The 19,394-nt window shown below is 67.9% G+C and carries 17 protein-coding genes; 4 read left to right on the plus strand and 13 right to left on the minus strand.

From position 1 onward, the window contains the following. Positions 1-68: 68 nt before the first annotated feature. Both ACMGDH_RS17805 and gltX read right to left on the minus strand, forming a co-directional pair. A complete protein-coding gene (locus ACMGDH_RS17805) occupies positions 69-1,352 on the minus strand; it encodes a citrate synthase (protein WP_436829316.1) in 1,284 nt (427 codons plus the stop codon). 26 nt (positions 1,353-1,378) lie between these two features. Next, positions 1,379-2,809 carry a glutamate--tRNA ligase gene (gltX, locus tag ACMGDH_RS17810; protein ID WP_436829317.1) on the minus strand — a complete coding sequence of 477 codons (1,431 nt, stop codon included), beginning with the start codon at positions 2,807-2,809 and terminating at the stop codon, positions 1,379-1,381. Positions 2,810-2,837: 28 nt separating this feature from the next. Between gltX and ACMGDH_RS17815 the strand changes: the two genes are divergently transcribed. Beyond that, complete coding sequence (locus ACMGDH_RS17815; protein WP_436829318.1) at positions 2,838-4,994, plus strand: ComEC/Rec2 family competence protein; 2,157 nt, start codon at positions 2,838-2,840, stop codon at positions 4,992-4,994. 15 nt (positions 4,995-5,009) lie between these two features. Here the strand turns inward: ACMGDH_RS17815 and lexA are convergent, their stop codons facing one another. From lexA to trpD, 7 genes are all read right to left on the minus strand, one after another. Beyond that, entirely contained in the window at positions 5,010-5,681 is a 672-nt protein-coding gene (gene lexA, locus ACMGDH_RS17820; RefSeq protein ID WP_436829319.1) for a transcriptional repressor LexA, read from the minus strand. Between the two features lie 57 nt (positions 5,682-5,738). Beyond that, the gene (locus ACMGDH_RS17825) at positions 5,739-6,923 is read right to left on the minus strand and encodes a molybdopterin molybdotransferase MoeA (RefSeq protein WP_436829320.1); all 1,185 of its coding nucleotides are present in this window, start codon (positions 6,921-6,923) and stop codon (positions 5,739-5,741) included. A gap of 47 nt (positions 6,924-6,970) precedes the next feature. Next, positions 6,971-7,915, minus strand: coding sequence for a PilZ domain-containing protein (locus tag ACMGDH_RS17830; RefSeq protein ID WP_436829321.1), 945 nt, complete (start codon positions 7,913-7,915; stop codon positions 6,971-6,973). Between the two features lie 79 nt (positions 7,916-7,994). Beyond that, the gene (locus ACMGDH_RS17835) at positions 7,995-8,648 is read right to left on the minus strand and encodes a glutathione S-transferase family protein (RefSeq protein ID WP_436829322.1); all 654 of its coding nucleotides are present in this window, start codon (positions 8,646-8,648) and stop codon (positions 7,995-7,997) included. After that, complete coding sequence (moaC, locus tag ACMGDH_RS17840) at positions 8,645-9,127, minus strand: cyclic pyranopterin monophosphate synthase MoaC (RefSeq protein ID WP_436829323.1); 483 nt, start codon at positions 9,125-9,127, stop codon at positions 8,645-8,647. Before moaC ends, ACMGDH_RS17835 begins: the two co-directional genes overlap by 4 nt. 157 nt (positions 9,128-9,284) lie before the next feature. Next, positions 9,285-10,055: an indole-3-glycerol phosphate synthase TrpC gene (trpC, locus tag ACMGDH_RS17845; RefSeq protein WP_436829324.1), complete on the minus strand. Its 771-nt coding sequence runs from the start codon at positions 10,053-10,055 to the stop codon at positions 9,285-9,287. A 25-nt stretch (positions 10,056-10,080) separates the two neighbouring features. Continuing rightward, a complete protein-coding gene (gene trpD, locus ACMGDH_RS17850; protein WP_436829325.1) occupies positions 10,081-11,076 on the minus strand; it encodes an anthranilate phosphoribosyltransferase in 996 nt (331 codons plus the stop codon). 429 nt (positions 11,077-11,505) lie between these two features. On the opposite strand from trpD, the gene ACMGDH_RS17855 reads away from it, so the two are divergent. Next, positions 11,506-12,369 (plus strand): hypothetical protein, encoded by an 864-nt coding sequence (locus ACMGDH_RS17855; protein ID WP_436829326.1) that lies wholly within the window; start codon positions 11,506-11,508, stop codon positions 12,367-12,369. 25 nt (positions 12,370-12,394) lie between these two features. Here ACMGDH_RS17855 and ACMGDH_RS17860 read toward each other — a convergent pair whose 3' ends face one another. Continuing rightward, positions 12,395-12,979 (minus strand): anthranilate synthase component II, encoded by a 585-nt coding sequence (locus ACMGDH_RS17860; RefSeq protein ID WP_436829327.1) that lies wholly within the window; start codon positions 12,977-12,979, stop codon positions 12,395-12,397. A gap of 129 nt (positions 12,980-13,108) precedes the next feature. Here ACMGDH_RS17860 and ACMGDH_RS17865 point away from each other — a divergent pair, with 129 nt between their 5' ends. Next, a complete protein-coding gene (locus tag ACMGDH_RS17865; RefSeq protein WP_436829328.1) occupies positions 13,109-13,513 on the plus strand; it encodes a hypothetical protein in 405 nt (134 codons plus the stop codon). A gap of 72 nt (positions 13,514-13,585) precedes the next feature. Here the strand turns inward: ACMGDH_RS17865 and trpE are convergent, their stop codons facing one another. Beyond that, positions 13,586-15,091 carry an anthranilate synthase component I gene (trpE, locus tag ACMGDH_RS17870; protein WP_436829329.1) on the minus strand — a complete coding sequence of 502 codons (1,506 nt, stop codon included), beginning with the start codon at positions 15,089-15,091 and terminating at the stop codon, positions 13,586-13,588. Between the two features lies 1 nt (position 15,092). Next, entirely contained in the window at positions 15,093-17,042 is a 1,950-nt protein-coding gene (locus ACMGDH_RS17875; protein ID WP_436829330.1) for a peptidylprolyl isomerase, read from the minus strand. Between the two features lie 113 nt (positions 17,043-17,155). On the opposite strand from ACMGDH_RS17875, the gene tpiA reads away from it, so the two are divergent. After that, positions 17,156-17,905: a triose-phosphate isomerase gene (gene tpiA, locus ACMGDH_RS17880; protein ID WP_436829331.1), complete on the plus strand. Its 750-nt coding sequence runs from the start codon at positions 17,156-17,158 to the stop codon at positions 17,903-17,905. Here tpiA and ACMGDH_RS17885 read toward each other — a convergent pair. Continuing rightward, positions 17,874-19,316 (minus strand): MFS transporter, encoded by a 1,443-nt coding sequence (locus ACMGDH_RS17885; protein ID WP_436829332.1) that lies wholly within the window; start codon positions 19,314-19,316, stop codon positions 17,874-17,876. The genes tpiA and ACMGDH_RS17885 overlap by 32 nt on opposite strands. Between the last annotated feature and the right edge of the window lie 78 nt (positions 19,317-19,394).

A 19,394-nucleotide genomic window follows, 5' to 3' on the forward strand; every position in this document is an offset into this window, starting at 1 on the left:
ATTAGCGTTTGGCCCGGTCGAACTGAAGGAGGCGATGCCCCGGCCTCGCCGGGGCACGCCGGATTGGTTCAGCGCTTCTCAACCGCGATGTAGTCGCGCTGCGTCGGGCCCGTGTAGAGCTGACGTGGGCGGCCGATCTTCTGCTCGGGGTCCGAGATCATCTCGTTCCACTGCGCAACCCAGCCGACGGTGCGGGCGAGCGCGAAGAGCACGGTGAACATCGTCGTCGGGAAGCCGATCGCCGAGAGGATCACGCCCGAATAGAAGTCGACGTTCGGGAACAGCTTCTTCTCGACGAAATAATCGTCCTTGAGCGCCATTTCCTCGAGCTGGAGCGCCACCTCGAACACCGGATCGTTGACCTTGAGCGCCGCGAACACCTCGCGCACCGTCTGCTGCATCACGGTCGCGCGCGGATCGTAGTTCTTGTAGACGCGGTGGCCGAAGCCCATCAAGCGGAACGGATCATTCTTGTCCTTGGCGCGCGCGATATACTCGGGAATGCGCTCGGGACGGCCGATCTCGTGGAGCATGTTGAGCGCCGCCTCGTTGGCGCCGCCATGTGCCGGGCCCCACAGGCAGGCGATGCCCGCCGCGATGCACGCGAAGGGGTTCGCGCCGGACGAACCGGCGAGCCGCACGGTCGAAGTCGAGGCGTTCTGCTCGTGGTCGGCGTGGAGGATGAAGATCCGGTCGAGCGCCTTCTCTACCACCGGGTTCACTTCATACTCCTCGGCGGGAACGCCGAAGGTCATGCGCAGGAAGTTGCCGGTATAGGACAGGCTGTTGTCGGGATAGAGGAACGGCTGGCCGATGCTGTACTTGTACGCCATCGCCGCAATCGTCGGCATCTTGGCGATCAGCCGATGGCTGGCGATCATCCGCTGCTGCGGGTCGGTGATGTCGGTCGAATCGTGGTAGAAGGCCGAAAGCGCGCCGACCACGCCGCACATCACCGCCATCGGGTGCGCGTCGCGGCGGAAGCCGCGGTAGAAGGTCGCGAGCTGCTCGTGCAGCATCGTGTGGCGGCTGATCGTGTAGATGAACTTGTCGAGCTCGTCCTTGCTCGGCAGCTCGTGGTTGAGCAGCAGATAGGCGACTTCCATGAAACTCGACTGCTCGGCGAGCTGGCCGATCGGATAGCCGCGGTGGAGCAGAACGCCTTCGTCGCCGTCGATATAGGTCAGGCCTGATTCGCACGACGCGGTGGAGGTGAAGCCGGGATCATAGGTGAAGAGCCCGGTCTGGCCATAGAGCTTGCGGATATCGACGACGTCCGGCCCGACGCTGCCTGAGAGGATCGGGTATTCAACATCCTTTCCCGGAACCTGCAGCTTTGCCGTGTCGCTCATAATCGTCGTCCTTGTTCCTGTGACCCTCAGGCGGTTTTCGTCATCTGGTCGGCGATACGCCCCAGGCTCTCCTCCCGTCCCAGCAACGCCAGAACGTCGAAGATGCCGGGAGAGGTACGCCGCCCGGTGAGTGCTGCGCGCAGGGGTTGCGCGACAGCCCCCAGTTTGACCCCCGCATTGTCCGCGACGGTGCGTACCGCCGCTTCGAGCGTCTCCGTATCCCAGCTTCCGCTCGCGTCAAGCGCAGCGTGGATCTGGGCCAGGAGGGCTCGCGCGTCGCCCTCTAGCAGAGCCGCCGCGCCTTCGTCCAATTCGAGTGGGCGAGTGCGAAAAAGGAACGTCGCTCCGTCGGCGAGTTCGAGGAGATTCGCGGCGCGCGGCTTCAGGAAAGCCATGCTGCGGCGCAGAAGTTCGCGCTGCGATTCGTTGATTCCGAAGCCGAGTCGCGCCGCCACCAAATCCGCGAGTCGATCGTCGTCGGCGATGCGGATATAATGACCATTCAGGTTCTGGAGCTTCTTCAGATCGAACCGGGATGGTGATTTCCCCACGCCCTCGAGCTCGAACCACTCGATTGCCTGCTCCCGGCTGATGATCTCGTCGTCGCCGTGGCCCCAGCCGAGGCGGAGGAGATAGTTGGACAGCGCTTCCGGCAGGATGCCGAGCTCGTCGCGATAGGCATCGACACCCAGCGCGCCGTGGCGCTTGGAGAGTTTGGCTCCATCCGCGCCGTGGATCAGCGGGATGTGGGCATACACCGGCTCGGGCCAGCCCATCGCGCGGTAGATCGGCAGCTGGCGGAAGGCGTTGTTGAGATGGTCGTCACCGCGGATGACGTGCGTCACGCCCATGTCGTGGTCGTCGACCACAACCGCCAGCATGTAGGTGGGTGTGCCGTCCGAGCGGAGCAGGACGAAATCGTCGAGCTCGGCATTGTTGACCGTGACGGGGCCCTGCACCCGGTCCTCGATCGTGACGCTGCCCTCGCGCGGCGCCTTGAGGCGGATGACGAAGGGCGCATTTTCGGGGACCTCGGAGGGGTCCCGATCGCGCCAGCGGCCGTCGTAACGAAGCGGCTGCTTGCTGGCGCGCTGCTCGGCGCGCATCGCCTCCAGCTCTTCCGCCGTGGCAAAACATTTGTAGGCGTGGCCGGCGGCGAGAAGCTGGCGTGCGACCTCGGCGTGGCGCGCCGCGCGGGCGAACTGGTAGGTGACCTCGCCGTCCCAATCCAGGCCGAGCCAGCGCATCCCGTCGAGGATCGCCTCGATCGCCGGCTGCGTCGAGCGGGCCCGATCGGTGTCCTCGATACGCAGCAGGAACTTGCCGCCATGGTGGCGTGCGAACAGCAGGTTGAACAGCGCGGTGCGCGCGCCGCCGATGTGCAGGAATCCCGTGGGGGAAGGCGCGAAGCGCGTGACGACAGCCTTGCCGGCGCCGGTATCAGATATTGCGCTCAACCGCGCGTGCTCCCAGAGTTGAAAATCGATGGCCAGCTCAGCCGCCGAGGCCCCTAGCACGGGCTCATCCTCCCTTCAAACTGGAGTCCGAAGTGCATTGCGGCAAGCCGCAACCACAACCGAACTCTGGTTAGAGGCAGAGCGCGAGCAACTGGTGCTGTGGCTGCCGGTGATGCTTGCAGCGGGGGTTGCAGCTTGGTTCCTGCTTCCGGATGCGCCGCGCTGGCTCGCGGCGATTTGTGCTGGAGCAGCGTTGGGACTGGCGGGCTTCGCTCTGCCCGGTTCCGGCCGGGCGTCCAGGGCGATCGCAACTGCGGCCTTGGCGCTGGCAGTCGGTTGCGCACTGGTCTGGTGGCGCGCCGAGCGCGTCGCGGCGCCCGTGCTCGCGCGACCTGCGCTGGTCACCTTCGAAGCGCAGGTGGAACGAGTCGAGGCTCTTCCAGCGCGCGATCTCGTGCGTCTCGTCCTGGTGCCACGCAACCGCCTCGATCTTCCGCCGCGGCTGCGGGTGAACCTGGCGCAGAAGGATGCGCCGGCAGGGCTCGCTCGGGGAGCCGTTATCCAGCTGCGCGCCCGTCTGGTGCCACCGCCGTCACCTGCGGTGCCCGGCGCCTATGATTTCGCCCGCGTCGCCTGGTTCGCGGGACTAGGCGCGACTGGGAAGACGTTAGGGGCCGTGGAGCTGGTGCAGGGTGGAAGCGCGCCGGGCAGCGATCTGCGTGCAAGGCTCTCCACGCACATTCAGTCGCGGATTGCCGGAAGCGGCGGCGGAATTGCGAGCGCGCTGGCAACCGGAGATCGCGGCGCAATCGCCGACGACGATGCCGAGGCGATGCAGCGCTCGGGCTTGGCGCATCTGCTGTCGGTGAGCGGGCTGCATGTGAGCGCCGTTACCGCTGCGACGATGCTGCTCGTGCTGCGGCTGCTGGCACTCAGCCCGACGCTCGCGCTTCGCTGGCGGTTACCGCTGGTAGCAGCGGGCGCTGCGGCGCTCGCGGCGATTGGGTACACGCTGCTCACAGGTGCGGAAGTGCCAACCGTCCGCTCGTGCATCGCCGCGCTGCTCGTGCTGCTGGCGCTCAGCCTGGGGCGCGAGGCGATCACGCTGCGACTCGTAGCAGCCGGAGCGATGCTGGTTTTGTTGTTTTGGCCCGAGGCGGCAGCAGGGCCCAGCTTCCAGCTCAGCTTCGCCGCAGTGACTGCGATCGTGGCACTGCACGAGAGCCCCAAGGTCCGCGGCTGGTTTGCGCGGCGGGAGGCGGAGTCGATCGGAATGCGGATCATGCGCGGCATCGGATCGCTGCTTCTCACCGGGATTGTGGTCGAGCTGGCGCTGATGCCGATCGCATTGTTCCACTTCCACCACGCGGGCATCTACGGCGCGCTCGCCAACATTGTCGCGATACCGCTCACCACCTTCGTTATCATGCCGCTGGAAGCGGGAGCGCTGCTGCTCGATACCTTGGGTGCCGGCGCGCCGCTGTGGTGGCTCGTCGCCCGCGCCCTCGATCTGCTGCTCTGGCTCGCGCACCGTACTGCCTCGGCACCGGGGGCGGTTGCCGCGCTGCCGGCGATGCCTACGGGTGCCTATGCGGCGATGCTCGCAGGGGGGCTGTGGATGGCGCTCTGGCGGACGCAGTTGCGTTGGGCCGGCGTCGCTCCGCTGACCTTGGGATTGGCATGGGCGCTCCTCACGCCCTCGCCCGATCTGCTCGTGACCGGCGACGGCAGGCACTTGGCGATCCGCACCAGCGACGGCGGCTTTGCGCTGCTTCGGGAGCGGGCGGGCGACTACACCCGCTCGATGCTCGGCGAGAACAGCGGGGCGGGGGATGCACTGGCCGAGCTGGCGACGAACCGCGATGCGCGATGCAGCCCCGATCTTTGCCTGATCGACTTCGCCGCAGAGGGCCGGAAGTGGCGGGTTGCGGCGACGCGGAGCAGCTATCTGGTGCCCTGGCAAGAGATGATGGCCGTGTGCCGGAACGCGGACATCGTCGTCAGCGACAGGCGGCTTCCGCCCGGCTGCGCCCCACGCTGGCTCAAGCTCGACCGGGAGACGCTGGCGCGCAGCGGTGGTGTCGCGATCAGCTTTGCGGGGCCCAGTCTCCGGACTGTCCGCGAGGGCGGTTCGCACCCCTGGATCGATCCGCCGAAGGTCCAGCCGGCGTCGCGCGAACGCTGAGCGCCGGCGAACCGATCAATATTTGCGCAGCAGTCCGGCGAGCCGGCCCTGCACGCGGATCTGGTCCGGACGGTAGCGCTGCGGATCATAAGCGCGGTTGGCCGGATCGAGTCGAACCATCGCGCCTTCCTTGCGGAAATATTTTAGCGTTGCCTCGGCATCCTCGATCAGCGCCACGACGATCTCGCCGTCACGTGCGACCTCGGTACGGCGGATGAGGGCATAGTCACCGTCGAGGATACCCGCTTCGACCATCGAATCGCCGGCCACTTCGAGCGCATAATGCTCGCCGGCGCCGAGCAGCGCGGCGGGCACCGGAAGCATCGTCGAGCCTTCGAGCGCTTCGATCGGCGTACCCGCGGCGATGCGGCCGTGGAGCGGAATCTCGACCACGTCATTGGCCGGCGACGGCAAAGTGGCGGGAGTGGGCTTCGATTCTTCCACTTTGGCGCTCGGCTTTTTCGCATCGCCACGTTCGGGGATGCGGAGCACTTCGAGCGCGCGGGCACGATTGGGCAAGCGGCGGATGAACTCGCGTTCTTCCAGCGCGCTGATCAGCCGGTGGACGCCGGACTTGGATTTGAGATCGAGCGCTTCCTTCATTTCCTCGAACGAAGGCGAGACACCTGTCTCATTCAGGCGATCGGCAATGAAGCAGATGAGCTCGTGCTGCTTGCGCGTGAGCATCCAGGTCCTCCTGTCTAGAACAGACTGGGAACGTTTACGCAATGTTCCCCACGCTTGTCAAGCGATGTCGAGGATTTCGACTGCCTGCCCCGGCGTAGCGGCCGGAGTGTGCGCGGGCCGGACGATCAGGCAGTCGGCGCGGGCGAGCGTGCCGAGCATTGCGCTGTCCTGAAGCGCGGCGGTGAAGACGCTGCCGTTGCGAAGTTCGGCGCGGAGATAATCGGTGCGGGGACCGTTCGCAGCCAGCGGCTCGCCGAGCCGGACCTCGCGTGTGCGGGGCAGGGGATCGGCCGCGCCGCCAAGATGCGCCGTCAGCGGGCGCACGAAGAGCAGCGTCGTGACGAAGGCGGAAACCGGATTGCCGGGCAGCCCGACGACGATCATTCTCCCCAGCTTGCCCGCCATCATCGGCTTTCCGGGTCGCAGGGCGATCCGCCAGAAGTCGATCGTTGCCCCCGCGGATTCGAGTGCAGGGCGAACGAGGTCGTGGTCCCCGACCGAGGCACCGCCGGTAGTGACGAGGAGATCGGCATCGACGCTGCGAAACGCCGCTTCGAGCATATCCTGCCGATCGGGCAGGATGCCGAGATCGATGATCTCGACAGGCAGGTCGGCGAGCTGCGCCGCGAGCATCAGGCGGTTGGTTTCGGGAAGTTGCGCCTCACCGATCGGTGCCCCGGGCGATACGAGTTCGTCGCCCGTCGCCGCCAGCGCAACCCTGACCTTCCGCCGTACAACCAGACTGCCATGGCCCGCTGCCCCGGCAAGGGCGAGCCGGGCGGGCGTCAGCCGCTCCCCCGTGGCGATCAGCGTGTCGCCTTCCAGGAAGTCGAGCCCGCGGCGGCGGACGTTGCGGCCCAGAGAGCCGGGTCCTTCGCCTTCGAGCGTAAGCTGCGTGCCTGCGCGACCCGCTTCTTCCTGGACCATCACCGTGTCCGTGCCGGGCGGCAGTGGGGCGCCGGTGAAGATCCTCACCGCTTCACCCGCGCCGACGCTGCCGGCAAAGCCGCGGCCGGCAGCGCTCTCGCCGATCACCTGCCACGGGCCGGGGAGATCGGCGAAGCGGATGGCATAGCCATCCATTGCCGAGATGTCCGCCGAGGGCTGGGTGCGGCGGGCGACCACGGGTTCGGCGGTCCAGCGGCCTGCGGCCTGCGCCAGCGGCACCGTCTCGGGCTCCACGGCGCCAGACAGGGCGAGCAGGCGCGACTGGGCTTCGGTGACCGGCAGCAGGGGTTCCATGACGAGGCGATTGGCGCCGCCAGAGGGATCAATGCAAGGATTTTCGTCTAGCTCGAACCGCGCCCGCCGGTGATCAGGCCCAGATCCGTCGGACGCAGCGGCAGGCGGAATTCACACAGGATGCGGCCGCCGCGCGTCTCGATCACATTGGCGGGGCCTCCACCGACGTTGGGCAGCGAGATCCAGAGCTGGGTGCCGGTCGTGACTGAAGCACGGGTGTCGAGCTCGATGAGGTGGGGCGTGAGTGCGCGGATGCGTGCGTTCCACCAGCGGACGCCTTCGCGGATGCGGGCAGGTGCATCGATCCGCACCGCATGCTTGTCCGGGATCAGCCCTTCCATTTCGATGCCGGTGGAGGCGCGGGCGCCGTTCTGCTGCAGCTGCCGCAGCCAGGGCATCAGCGTCTGCCAGGCAAGCTCCTCGCCGAAGCGCACCCCGGCAAGCCCGTCCTGGACCCAGCGCACGACGCCGTCGAGCGGGCGGAGCCCGTCGAAGGTGAGTTGCACCGCGTCGCCCGCGGCGAGCGCCAGCCGCGTCTCGATCCCGGCGCCGCCCTGCGAGATGTTGCGGCTCCGTGCCAGCTCGACCCTGCCATTGTGGCGGATCGAAACCGTCTGCTGCGTCTCGACCCGGGGAACGCGGCGGCGGTCGGCGGGGAGGCTGGCGAGGTTGCGGGCGAGCGCGCCGATGACGTCGATCGGCTGGTCGAAGACGAAGCCGACCTCGCGGTCGCGGTGCCAGGCTAGCCGCCCGTCCATGCTCTGGCCGTTGGCGAGTTCGAGGCGCATCGGAGCGTCCTGATGCAACGGACCGGCCGCCCGCAGCGTCGCGCCGAGGGCGCTGAGCTTGTGGAGCGAGCAGGGGTGGCGATCGGCCCCGTCGATCAGATGTGCGGCGTCGAATTCGGTGGGCGCCTCCGGATCGTGGACGAGCGAACGGGGCAGGTCACCGGCCAGGCTGAAGATGGTCGCGGACGCAACTAACTGTGACATTTCCATTTCCAGGCCGAATGGCCGCGACCTTGTGCGCCGCGCTTGACGAATCGGTTAACCGCGAAGGCTGTAGAAATCCCTAATCCCGATCGGGTGCGCCCAAGGGAAACAAGGGACGATAGGGCCGAGCTTCGTCGACCGCCCGGGCGAAGGATGGGCGGGCGAGCAGGCGGGCGCGATAGGCATGCAGGCTGGCACGCGCAGGCGCGATCGGATGCGCCCAATCGGCATAGAAGAGCGAAGGCGCCGCGGCGCAATCGGCGAGAGTGAAATGCTCGCCCGTCGCCCAAGGATGCGGGGCGAGTCGCTCGTCGAGCCAGGCATAGACGGTGTCGAGCATCCGCCGAGCCTCGGCGACGCCGAACGGGTCGCGTGCGTCTTCGGGACGGATTGCGTCGCCCACCAGCTTCTGCACTGGCGTCATGACGTAATTGTCGAACACCCGGTCCATCATCCGCGCAGTGATCGCGGCCTGAGGCGCATCGGGGATCAGCGGCACCGGGCCGCCATAGCGGTGCTGGAGGTGCTCGATGACGATGCTCGTCTCGAGAAAGGCCTCGCCCTCATCGACCAGCACCGGGAACTTCTTGAGCGGCCAGAGCGCCTCGAGCTCCTCCACCACGTCGCTGTTGTCGATGACGCGATATTCGAAATCGACGTCGTTCTCGTACAGCGCGACCAGCACCTTCTGGCAATAGGAGGAGAAGGGGTGGGCGTAGAGCGTCGGCTTCATTCTGCTTCTCCCCCCGGGGCGATCCAATCGCCGGACTTGCCGCCGGTCTTAGAAAGCAGGCGGACGCCGGAGATCACCATCGCCTTATCCAGCGCCTTGGCCATGTCGTAGAGCGTGAGCAGCGTGACGCTGGCTGCGGTGAGCGCTTCCATCTCGACGCCGGTCTTGCCCTCGGTCGCCGCGGTGGCGGTGACGGTCACGCCGGTTTCGTCGGGCACGAGATCGACCGCGACGCGGGTGAGGGGAAGCGGATGGCAGAGCGGGATCAACTCTGCGGTCTTCTTCGCGGCCATGATCCCGGCGATGCGCGCGGTGGCGAGAACGTCGCCCTTGGCCACGCTGCCTGCGCGGATCGCTGCGGCGGCTTCGGCGGACATGGCGATGCGGCCGGTGGCTACGGCTTCGCGGTGCGTGACCGCCTTGCCCGCGACATCGACCATGCGTGCAGCGCCGGTTTCGTCGAGATGGGTGAGACTCATATCTCCCTCTCCCCTTGTGGGAGAGGGAGGGAGCCGACGTAGTCGGCGGAAGGGTGAGGGGGCGTGAGCTGCATATCCCCCTCATCCTTCCCACGCCTTCGGCGCGGGCCCCTTCCTTCTCCCACAAGGGGAGAAGGAGTCTGGGTGCATAATTCCCTCACCCCACCAGCTCCCGCGTCGCCGCGGCGATGTCGGCCTGGCGCATCAGCGCTTCGCCGATCAGGAAGCAGCGCACGCCGTGCTCGGCCATCGCGTCGAGATCGGCGCGGGTGGTGAGGCCGCTTTCGGCGACGAAGGTGCAGCCCTGCGGGGCGAGGCGGACGAGCTCGTAAGTGTTGTTGAGATTGACCGTGAAGTCCTTGAGATTGCGGTTGTTCACACCAATCAGGCGCGATTTGAGGCGCAGCGCGCGTTCGAGCTCCTGCGCGTCGTGGACTTCGACGAGCACGTCCATGCCGAGTTCGATCGCCGCGGCTTCGATATCGGCCATCGCGCCGTCCTCGAGCGCGGCGACGATGATCAGGATCGCGTCGGCGCCGATCGCGCGGGCTTCCTCGACCTGCCAGGGATCGACCATGAAATCCTTGCGCAGCACGGGCAGATCGCAGGCGGCGCGAGCGGCGATCAGATACTGCTCGTCGCCCTGGAAATAGTCGCGGTCGGTGAGCACCGAGAGGCAGGCGGCGCCGCCGGCGGCATAGGCGCGGGCGTGCGCGGGGGGATCGAAGTCCGGGCGGATCAGCCCCTTGGAGGGGCTCGCCTTCTTGATCTCGGCGATCAGGCCATAGCCGCCCGTGGCCACGCGCGTGTCCAGCGCGGCCTTGAACCCGCGCGGCGCGGTGGCCTCGGGCCAGGCGTGCGGGTGCGCGCGGCGCTCGGCGATCTCGGCGCGCTTGGTTGCGAGGATACGATCGAGGACGTTGCTCATGCGCCAATACTCATGCGCCAAATACTCATGCGAACGCGATCCAGCAGTCGAGCAGCGTGTTGGCAAGCCCGTTGTCGAGGACTTCGGCGGCTTCCTCGGCGCCTTCGCGCAGGCTGGCGGCACGGCCGACGACCATCAGCGCAGCGGCGGCATTGAGCAGTACGGCGTCACGATAGGGGCCGTGCTCGCCCCGGAGCAGCCGGCGCAGCGCGAGGGCATTATGCTCGGGATCGCCGCCGCGGATCGCGGCGAGGGGGTGGCGCGGCAGGCCGGCGTCGTCAGGCGTGATCCGCGTGGGGAGCCCGGCGCAGCCGACGTTGACGATCACGCTCGCACCCTCGGTCGAGAGCTCGTCGAGCCCTTCCTCGCCCGAGACGACCGCGGCCGCCTCGGCGCCGAGCTGGACGAGCGCCTCGGCATAGATCGGCGCATAATCGGGGCGGGCGATGCCGATGAGCTGGCGCGTGACGTGCGCCGGATTGGCGAGCGGGCCCATCAGGTTGAAGATCGTGCGGCGGCCGATCCGGCGGCGCAGCGGCCCGATCCGCGCCATCGCCGGGTGGTGATGCTGGGCGAAAAGGAAGGCGATGCCGAGCTCGTGCAGGCTCTCCTCGGCGCGGGCGCCGGCGCGATCGAGGTTGAGGCCGAGCGCTTCGAGCGTGTCGGCCGCGCCCGATTTGGACGATGCGGCGCGGTTGCCGTGCTTGGCCACCGGGACGCCGGCCGCAGCCACCACGAGGCTGACTGCGGTGGAGACGTTGAGCGTGTGGTGCCCGTCACCGCCGGTGCCGCAGACGTCGATCGCGCCTGCCGGTGCGGTGATCGGGATCAGCCGCTCGCGCATCGCCCGGGCGGCCTCGGCGATCTCGATGCTCGTCTCGCCGCGGATCGAGAGCGCGATCAGGAAGCGCTCGATCGCTTCCTCGGCGACGCTGCCGTCGAGGATGTCGGCGAAGGCTTGCGCGGCATTCTCACGGCTGAGCGGCGAGGCGGGATCGGGGAGGGCGGTGTAGGTGGTCACCCTGCTTCTATCCCGGTGACGCGCGCCCGAGTCGAGCAAATCCTGCTGGCGCGAAGGCAAGCTGGGCTGCGGCGGGTGGTTGACTCCGCTTGACTCGATCTCGTGTTTTCGGCCGAAGCGACAGAGAAGCTACAGCGAAGCGGCAGCGAAGCTACACCTACGCTACAGTGACGCGCCACCGACGCTACACCCGCGCGGCGGCGACGCGGCAGCGATGCAGCACCCACGCTACAGCTACGCGCCACCGACGCGGCACGTACGCGGCGCCCACGCAGCAGCGACGCGGCGGCGGGGTGGAAGGTGGGGTTCTGCTGCTCGGCATGAATGAAACGAAAGCAGAACAAATCCTATTTTACTAGCCCAATCAGCGGTGCGCGGACCCTACGTTGCCAGCGGCTTCGCATATCGGCATGACTCGAGAACATGAGAATGATCGCAATTGCGCTTCAGTTGTTCTTTCCCGCGGCAGGAGCTTGGGCGCAATCGCAGCCGGCGCCCAAAGCCGGGGAAACGTTTGAAATCATCAGAAGCTATGAAACGTCCGAGGAAACGAGCGGGGGTTCCTCGGGGAGTTCGAGAGGTCACTCTACCCTCTACGAGCGGGTGATTGCGGTGCGCGACGGCGGGTTGGAGCTGGAGTATGACCTGGAAGAAGACGCGACCCCGGAAGAAAGGCGGCGTAACTGGCAATTGCCAGCCCGCGTGTTCAAGCCCTCAAGCGGACCGATGCAGTTGCTCAATGTCAGCGAACTGGAAATGCGCCTCGATGGCTGGCTGAAGGCCGGTGAATGGGATCGCTCGGTTTGCGGACGCTGGATCTTCACCTGGACTGCATTCCACATCGATTGTGACCCGCAGTCGATCATCGGAACCATAGAAGAAGTGGACCTGAGATCGCATGAGCTCCGCGAGGGCGCATTGTTCCACGACCCCATGGCTCGAAAGCCCGGAATCCTGACGGCCAAACCAGTTGAGCCCGACGGCATGCTTTTCACTACGCTGTTGGAAGTCGATCCGAACGCCATGCGACGTGAACGTGCCGAGGCGGATGTGATAACGGGAGAAATCCTGCAAAAGCCGACCACCTTGGATGCAGCGCTTGGTGAGCGGGCGAAGGAACAGGTTTCGGGAACGATTTCAGTGACGCTGGAAGCGGATGCGGCCGGTCAGGCATGGAAGCGGACGAAGGTGAGCAAGGTGCAAACAGCTCGGCCCGGTGGCGAGTCCGAAAATCGGACCGCCAAGGAGATAGTCGAGCGGCGGCGTATTCCTACCGTGCCCGTTCAGAAATGAAGTCTCGCTAGCGGCGCTCGCCGCCCTACGCCAGCGCCTTCGCCTCGATGCCCGCGATCCGCAGGAAGTTCGCCAGCATTGCGTGGCCGTGTTCGGTGGCGATGCTTTCGGGGTGGAACTGGACGCCGTGGATCGGCAGCGTGGCGTGGCGGACGCCCATTACCGAGGCGTCGGCGGCGGTGGCGTTGACGACCAGGTCCTGGGGGATGTCGGTCACGATCAGCGAGTGGTAGCGCGTCGCGGTGAAGGGGGAGGGAAGTCCCTGAAAGAGGCCGGTGCCGTCGTGCTCGACCGGGCTGGTCTTGCCGTGCATCAGCCCGCCGCGGACGACCTTGCCGCCGAAATGCTGGCCGATCGACTGGTGGCCGAGGCAGACGCCGAGCAGCGGCTTCTTCAGATCGGCGCAGGCGGCGACGAGATCGAGGCTGACACCGGCCTCGTTGGGGGTGCACGGGCCCGGGGAGATCAGGAACGCCTGGGCATTGGATGCGATCGCGTCGCGCGCGGTGAGCGCGTCGTTGCGCACGACCTGTACCTCGGCACCCAGCTCCATCAGATAATGGACGAGGTTCCAGGTGAAGCTGTCGTAATTGTCGATGACGAGGATCATGGAAGCGAACTAGGGGCTTTGCGGCGTTACGACAATCGTAACGAACGACCGTTCTGCCTTGGCGCCGCCACAGTGGCAGGCGACGGAAGGCGATCCGGCGCGTTGACCCGGGACGTTTATGGAGTTCGCATGATCGCAAATCTGCTCATCGCCGCCTCGCTGCTTGCCGTGCCCGCGGCGGCGCAGGACCAGTCGACCCCGCAGGCGCCGCCGAACCGGGTGCGATCGGTGATCCTCTATGGCGACGAGCAATGCCCGAAGCCCTCGGGCCCCGATGAAGTGGTGGTCTGCGCGAACGCAGGCGATTCGCCGTACCGCATTCCCAAGCAATTCCGCGACCAACCCGACGAGAGCTCGGCGGCGTCGGCGTGGACGCGGCGCGTGGAGACGGTGGAGGAAGTCAACCGCGCGGGGCTGCCGAACAGCTGCTCGCCGGTGGGCACCGGCGGCCAGACGGGCTGCTCGCGCCAGTTCCTCCAGCAATGGGCGCAGGACCGGCTCAACCGGCGAGTGAAGGAAGGGCAGGTGCCCTAAGCCAGGGCGACTTTCGACCGCTTCGATCAATCTCCGTTCGCCCTTCGACAGGCTCAGGGCGAACGGTGGCTCCTACTGCCCGAAGCCTGCCTCCGCCGCGCGGGCTACGGCTTCGCAGGCGGCGGCGAAGAGTGCGCCGGACTTGGCTTCGCATTCGCGCTGTTCATAGGCGGGGTCGCTGTCGGCGACGATGCCGGCGCCGGCCTGGACGTGCATGACGCCGTCCTTCACCAGTGCGGTGCGCAGGACGATGCAGCTGTCCATCGATCCGTCGGGTGAGAAATAGCCGACGCCGCCCGCATAGGGGCCGCGCGTCTCTGGCTCGAGCTCGGCGATGATCTCGCAGGCGCGGACCTTGGGCGCGCCGCTGACGGTGCCCGCCGGAAAGCCTGCGAACAGCGCGTCGAGCGCGTCGCTGCCGGGGGCGAGGCGGCCGACCACGTTCGAGACGATGTGCATGACATGGCTGTAGAATTCGACCGTGTAGCTGTCGGTGACGCGGACGCTGCCCGCCTCGGCGGCGCGGCCGACGTCGTTGCGGCCGAGATCGAGCAGCATCAGGTGCTCGGCGCGCTCCTTGGGGTCGGCGAGCAGGCTGGTGCGGTTGGCTTCATCCTCGGCGGCGGTCTTGCCGCGGGGCCGCGTGCCGGCGATCGGGCGGATCGTGATCTCGCCGTCGCGGGCGCGGACCAGGATCTCGGGGCTGGAGCCGGTGAGCGCGAAGCCGGGCAGATCGAGGTGATAGAGGAAGGGCGAGGGGTTCACGCGGCGGAGCGCGCGGTAGAGCTCGAACGGAGGCAGCGCGAAGGGCGCCGTGAAGCGCTGGGCCAGGACGACCTGAAAGATGTCGCCGGCGGAGATATAGTCCTTGGCGCGCGCGACCATCTCCGCATAGCGGCCGGGCGCCAGTACCGGCGTGGGCACCACCTCCAGCGGATCGGCGCGGACGGGGGCGGGGAGCGCGGCGGTGGCGAGGCGGGCGGCGACGGCGTCGATCCGCTCGGCGGCGACCTCCACCAGCGCTTCGGGGCTGCGGCCTTCGTCAGGCCAGACGGGGGCGACGAGGAAAAGCGTGTCGGCCAGCCGGTCGAAAATCAGCACCACGGTGGGGCGCACGAACATCATGTCGGGCACGCCGATCGGGTTCGCGGGCGGGCGCGGCAGCTTCTCGACCAGGCCGACGGTCTCGTAGCTGAAATAGCCGACGAGGCAGGCGAGTGCGCGCGGAAGCTCGGCGGGAACTTCCATCCGGCACTGGGCGACGAGCGCGCGGAGCGCGTCGAGCGCGGGATCGGCGCAGGGGGCGAAGGCTGCGCGGTCGCTGAGCCAGTGCGGATTGATCTCGGCTTCGCCTGCGGTCGCGCGGAAGACGAGGTCGGGGGCGAGGCCGATCAGGCTGTGGCGGCCGCGGACCGATCCACCCTCGACCGACTCCAGCAGGAAGTCGCCGCGCCCGGGCTCGACGAGCTTGAGCGCGGCGGCGACCGGCGTTTCGGTATCCGCGAGCTGGCGGCGCCACAGCAGCGCCGGCCGCCCCGCGGCGAGCGCCGCGCGCGCGGCTTCGACGCCCTCCGTCACCTCAGCGTGCCGCCGTGCCCTGGCGGCTCAGATCGGCGCGGAGTTGGGCGATTGCCTTGTCGTTGCGCGTGACCTTGAGGTGGTTGCGGATCGACATGATGAACTGGCGCGCCTGCTCGGCACCGACCTGCGGGGCGATTTCGCCCCGCACCCGTGCGATAGCGGCCTTGTCGCCCGCGGCGCTGTGCTCCTCCACCACGTCGAGCTGGACGATGTAATAGCCCATGCGATCGGGCCCCTCGACCAGCTTTGCGGTCTTGGGCGCCATGCTGAAGGCCATCTGGATGAACGGCGGCACCTGCCGGCCGACGACTTCGGAGCGCTTCATGTCGAAGGGCTTGGGCGGCGGGCCCTTGGTGACGCCGGCCTCGGCCAGCGCCTGCTGCATCGGCACGCCCTTCTGCACCTTCTGGACGATCGCCGTCGCGGCGGCGCGCGCCTTCTGCAGCGCCTTGTCCATCAGATAATCGCCCTTCACCCGATCGCGGATCTGCGCGAGCGGACGCGGCGCGGCCTGGACGATCTGGTCGAGCGCGACCAGCGCGAAGCTGCCGTCGGGCGCGACCGGGACCAGCTCGGGATCGCCGCCGGTCTGCTCGATCGCGAAGGCACCGCGCAGCACCGGCGCGAGCAGCGGATCGGGCTGGAAGGCGGGATCGTCCGGATTCTGGCCCTGCGCGGTGAGCGCGGGGGTGCGCGCGGCGGTGAGCTTGGCGTCGCGGACCGTCTCGTCGAAGGTCTTGCCGTCGGCGATGCCATCCTCGATCGTCTGGCGCGTGCGGGCGAGCGCCTCGGCGGTCTTGCGCTGGGTGATCTCGCTGGCGAGCTCGTCGCGGACCTGATCGAGGGTCCTGGCGGCGACCTTCTCGATCTTCTCGACCTGGAGCAGGTGCCAGCCGAGCGGGCTGCGGACCGGACCGACCACACCGCCCTGCGCAGCGGCGAAGGCGGCATCGGCGATCGCGGGCGAAGTCTGGCGTGCGAGCTCGGCCTTCTCGGCCCCATCGAAATTGGTCGGCTCGAGGCCGGCGGCGGCAGCCGCGGCGGCGATCGTCTTGCCGCCCTTCACTTCGGCGGCGATGCGGTTGGCCGCGGCCTGATCGAGCACCACGAGCTGGCGGACGCTGCGCTTCTCGGTGGCGGCATAGCGCGCGCCGGCCTTCTTGAAGGCGTCGGCGATCTCCGCATCGGTAGCAGCCATGGTGGCGCGGATCGCATCGGGCTTCACCAGCGCATAGCGGACGATCCGGCGCTGCGGGATCATGTAGCGGGCGCGGTTGCTGGTGTAATAGGCCGTCAGGGCCTTGTCGTCGGGATCGGGACCCGGGTCCATCGCGATCGACTGGACGAGGCCCACCACGCCGGTGCGGCGCTCGAGCATCAGCGAGGCATAGGGAAGCGCGACGCCCTCGGGCACCTGCGTGCCGATGCTCGCGCGGTTGATCAGCCAGTTGCCGTAGCGCTCCTCGGTCATGCCCTCGCGCAGCAGCGCGGGCGAGAGGCGGTTCTGCGAGAGCAGGTCCTCGAACGTCTTCTGGCTGAACTTGCCGTCGAGCCCGAAGAACGCCGGATTGCTGGCAATCTCACCGTCGATCAGCCGCTTGCTCACCTGCATGCCCGAATCCTTCGCGAATTCGGACAGGGCGGCGGCGTTGATCATCTCGTCGAGCGCAAGATCGAGTCCGCCCTGGGCAAGGAACTGCTCCATCGTGACATTCTGTCCGTCGCGCTGCGCGTTGCGGATGAAGCGATCGATCCGGTCACGCACCTGCGCATCGGTGATCTCGGTATCGCCCACCTTGGCGAGCACGCTTCCGCCGGAGCCGCTGCCCGTCGTGCGGATGCCGGTGATGTCGCCGGCGGCGAAGGCGAGTGCGATGATCGCGAGGAAGATGAACACCACGATCAAGCCGTAACGCGACTTGGTGAAGCTCCGGAAGAAACTGAGCATGAAGAGCCGTTCGTAAGAGGAAGTCCGGGGTGCTTTAGGGCGCTGGATCGCCGCCATCAAGCTTGTGCCGCGCGGCGGGATCGCTATCGCGGTGCACAAAGAGGGAGGACGGAATGCGGCGCAAGCTGGTGGCCGGGAACTGGAAGATGCACGGGCTCAAGGCGCAGCTCGGCGAGATCGAGGCGATCGCGGCGGCGGCACGGGCGCACCCGCAGGTGGACGTGGCGCTGTGCGTGCCGTTCACGCTGATCGAATCCGCAGTGCGCGTCGCAAACGGGCTGCCGATCGGTGCGCAGGACCTGCACGAGGCCGACAAGGGCGCGCATACCGGGTGTATCTCTGGCGAAATGCTGAAGGAGATCGGCGCGACTCTGACCATCGTCGGCCATTCGGAGCGCCGCGCGGACCAGCACGAGACCAGCCACGATGCCTGGGCCAAGGCTGCGGCGGCGCACCGGCACGGGCTGGAGGTGATCCTGTGCTGCGGCGAGACCGAGGCCGAGCACAATGCCGGGCGCGCCGAGCGCATCGTTCAGTCGCAGATCGAGAAGTCGCTTCCCGACGGAGCGGCGCCCGACTGGCTGACGCTCGCCTATGAGCCGCGCTGGGCGATCGGCACCGGCCGCACCCCGACGCTGGACCAGATCGAATCGATGCACGCCATCGCCCGTGCCAAGCTGAAGATGATGGTGGGTGACGCCGCCGAGGGGATCCGCATCCTCTATGGCGGATCGGTGACCGGCGCTAACGCAGAGGCGATCCTGGGTGTGGACAATGTCGACGGGGCGCTGGTGGGCGGCGCGAGCCTGACGGCGGAGAAGTTCGTGCCGATCATCGAGGCTGCGGCTCGGGTTTCGCGCTGATCTCGCCAAGCGTCAGATAGGCGATGACGCCCGAGAGCGCGGCGAGCACGGCGCACACGATCGCGGCGAAGTGGAAGGCTGTGATGAGCGCTGCGCCGGCGGTGGCTATGACGGCGCCGGCGATCGCCGTGGCAATGAGCCCGCCGGTGCGCGCGATTGCGCTGTTGAACCCCGAAGCGGTGCCGGCGTGGCGATCGTCGACTGAGGCGAGCACCGCAGTGGTGAGCGGCGCGGCGACGCACGACATGCCCACTGCGATCGCCACCGCGCCGGGAAAGACGGTGGTCCAGTAATTGCCCTGCTCGCGCAGCAGCAGCAACGCCAGGAACCCGCCCGCCACCACCAGCGATCCGATCGTGAGCGGCAGCCGTGGGCCGACGCGCTCGGTGAGGCCGCCCGTCAGCCGCGAGGCGATCGCCAGCCCGAGCGGCATCGGCAGCAGGGCAAGCCCGGCATCCAGCGCCGAATAGCCGCTCGCCTGGATCAGCACATAGGGTAGCAGCAGGAGCAGCCCGCCGAGCGCGCCGTAAAGCAGAAAGGTCAGCAGCGTGAGGCCCGCGAACGCGCGCGAGCCGAACATGGCCAGCGGCATCATCGCCTCGGCGCCGCGGCGATGCTCGATCCGCAGGAACAGCGCGGCGAGCAATGTTCCGACGGCCAGCCCGAGCGCGGTGGGCAGATCGAAGCGACCGCTGCTCGACCAGAGCGTGAGGCTCCAGGTGAGCGCGGCGAGCGCCAGCGTCGCGGCGGTCGCGCCCAGCCAGTCGAGCGGCTGCTCGCGCGTTGCGCTCTCATCGACGAAGCGCCAGGCGAGCAGGATCGCCGCGAGCGCGACGGGCAGGTTGACGAAGAAGATCGCGCGCCAACCGATCGCGTCGACGAGCCATCCGCCGAGCGGTGGACCGACTGCTCCGGCGACCGCCCCCGCCGCCGCCCAGGTGCCGATCGCACGACCGCGCGCTTCGCCTTCGAAGCTGTTGCCGAGCACCGCCAGGCTGTTGGGCAGGAGGATGGCGGCGCCCACACCCTGCACGGCGCGCGCGGTGAGCAAGAACGCCAGATCGGCGGCGGCGGCGCAGGCGAGCGACGCCAGCATGAACAGCGCCATCCCGCCGATCAGCAGCTTGCGGCGCCCGAAATGATCGCCCGCCGCGCCGCCGATCAGCAGCAGCGCCGAGAGCGGCAGCAGATAGGCATTGACTGTCCATTGCAACTCGGCGGGCGTGGCCGAAAGGTCGCGGCCGATCGCCGGAAGCGCGACGTTGGTGACCGAACCGTCGATGAAGGCCAGGCTGCTGGCAAGAATGCACGCCGCGAGCGCGAGCCGGGGATGTGCGGCGGCCATGCGTTCGACATAGCAGCCGCGCGGTGCCGATGCGAGGATCGCGGCGTGCTCTTTCTTCGCCCGCAAGCTGGCGCTTTGATATCCCCCGTTTGCCCTGAGCCAGTCGAAGGGCGGCCATCCACGGACCAACGCTCATCGCACCCT

Origin of the sequence: Sphingomonas radicis (genome assembly GCF_051400635.1) — a bacterium.
Taxonomy (GTDB): Bacteria; Pseudomonadota; Alphaproteobacteria; order Sphingomonadales; family Sphingomonadaceae; genus Sphingomonas.

Coding starts and splice junctions, on each gene's coding strand:
- ACMGDH_RS17805 (WP_436829316.1), bottom strand. CDS start 1,352: ATGAGCGACACGGCAAAGCTGCAGGTTCCGGGAAAGGATGTTGAATAC.
- ACMGDH_RS17815 (WP_436829318.1), top strand. CDS start 2,838: ATGGCCAGCTCAGCCGCCGAGGCCCCTAGCACGGGCTCATCCTCCCTT.
- lexA (WP_436829319.1), bottom strand. CDS start 5,681: ATGCTCACGCGCAAGCAGCACGAGCTCATCTGCTTCATTGCCGATCGC.
- ACMGDH_RS17825 (WP_436829320.1), bottom strand. CDS start 6,923: ATGGAACCCCTGCTGCCGGTCACCGAAGCCCAGTCGCGCCTGCTCGCC.
- ACMGDH_RS17830 (WP_436829321.1), bottom strand. CDS start 7,915: ATGTCACAGTTAGTTGCGTCCGCGACCATCTTCAGCCTGGCCGGTGAC.
- ACMGDH_RS17835 (WP_436829322.1), bottom strand. CDS start 8,648: ATGAAGCCGACGCTCTACGCCCACCCCTTCTCCTCCTATTGCCAGAAG.
- moaC (WP_436829323.1), bottom strand. CDS start 9,127: ATGAGTCTCACCCATCTCGACGAAACCGGCGCTGCACGCATGGTCGAT.
- trpC (WP_436829324.1), bottom strand. CDS start 10,055: ATGAGCAACGTCCTCGATCGTATCCTCGCAACCAAGCGCGCCGAGATC.
- ACMGDH_RS17855 (WP_436829326.1), top strand. CDS start 11,506: ATGATCGCAATTGCGCTTCAGTTGTTCTTTCCCGCGGCAGGAGCTTGG.
- ACMGDH_RS17860 (WP_436829327.1), bottom strand. CDS start 12,979: ATGATCCTCGTCATCGACAATTACGACAGCTTCACCTGGAACCTCGTC.
- ACMGDH_RS17865 (WP_436829328.1), top strand. CDS start 13,109: ATGATCGCAAATCTGCTCATCGCCGCCTCGCTGCTTGCCGTGCCCGCG.
- ACMGDH_RS17875 (WP_436829330.1), bottom strand. CDS start 17,042: ATGCTCAGTTTCTTCCGGAGCTTCACCAAGTCGCGTTACGGCTTGATC.
- tpiA (WP_436829331.1), top strand. CDS start 17,156: ATGCGGCGCAAGCTGGTGGCCGGGAACTGGAAGATGCACGGGCTCAAG.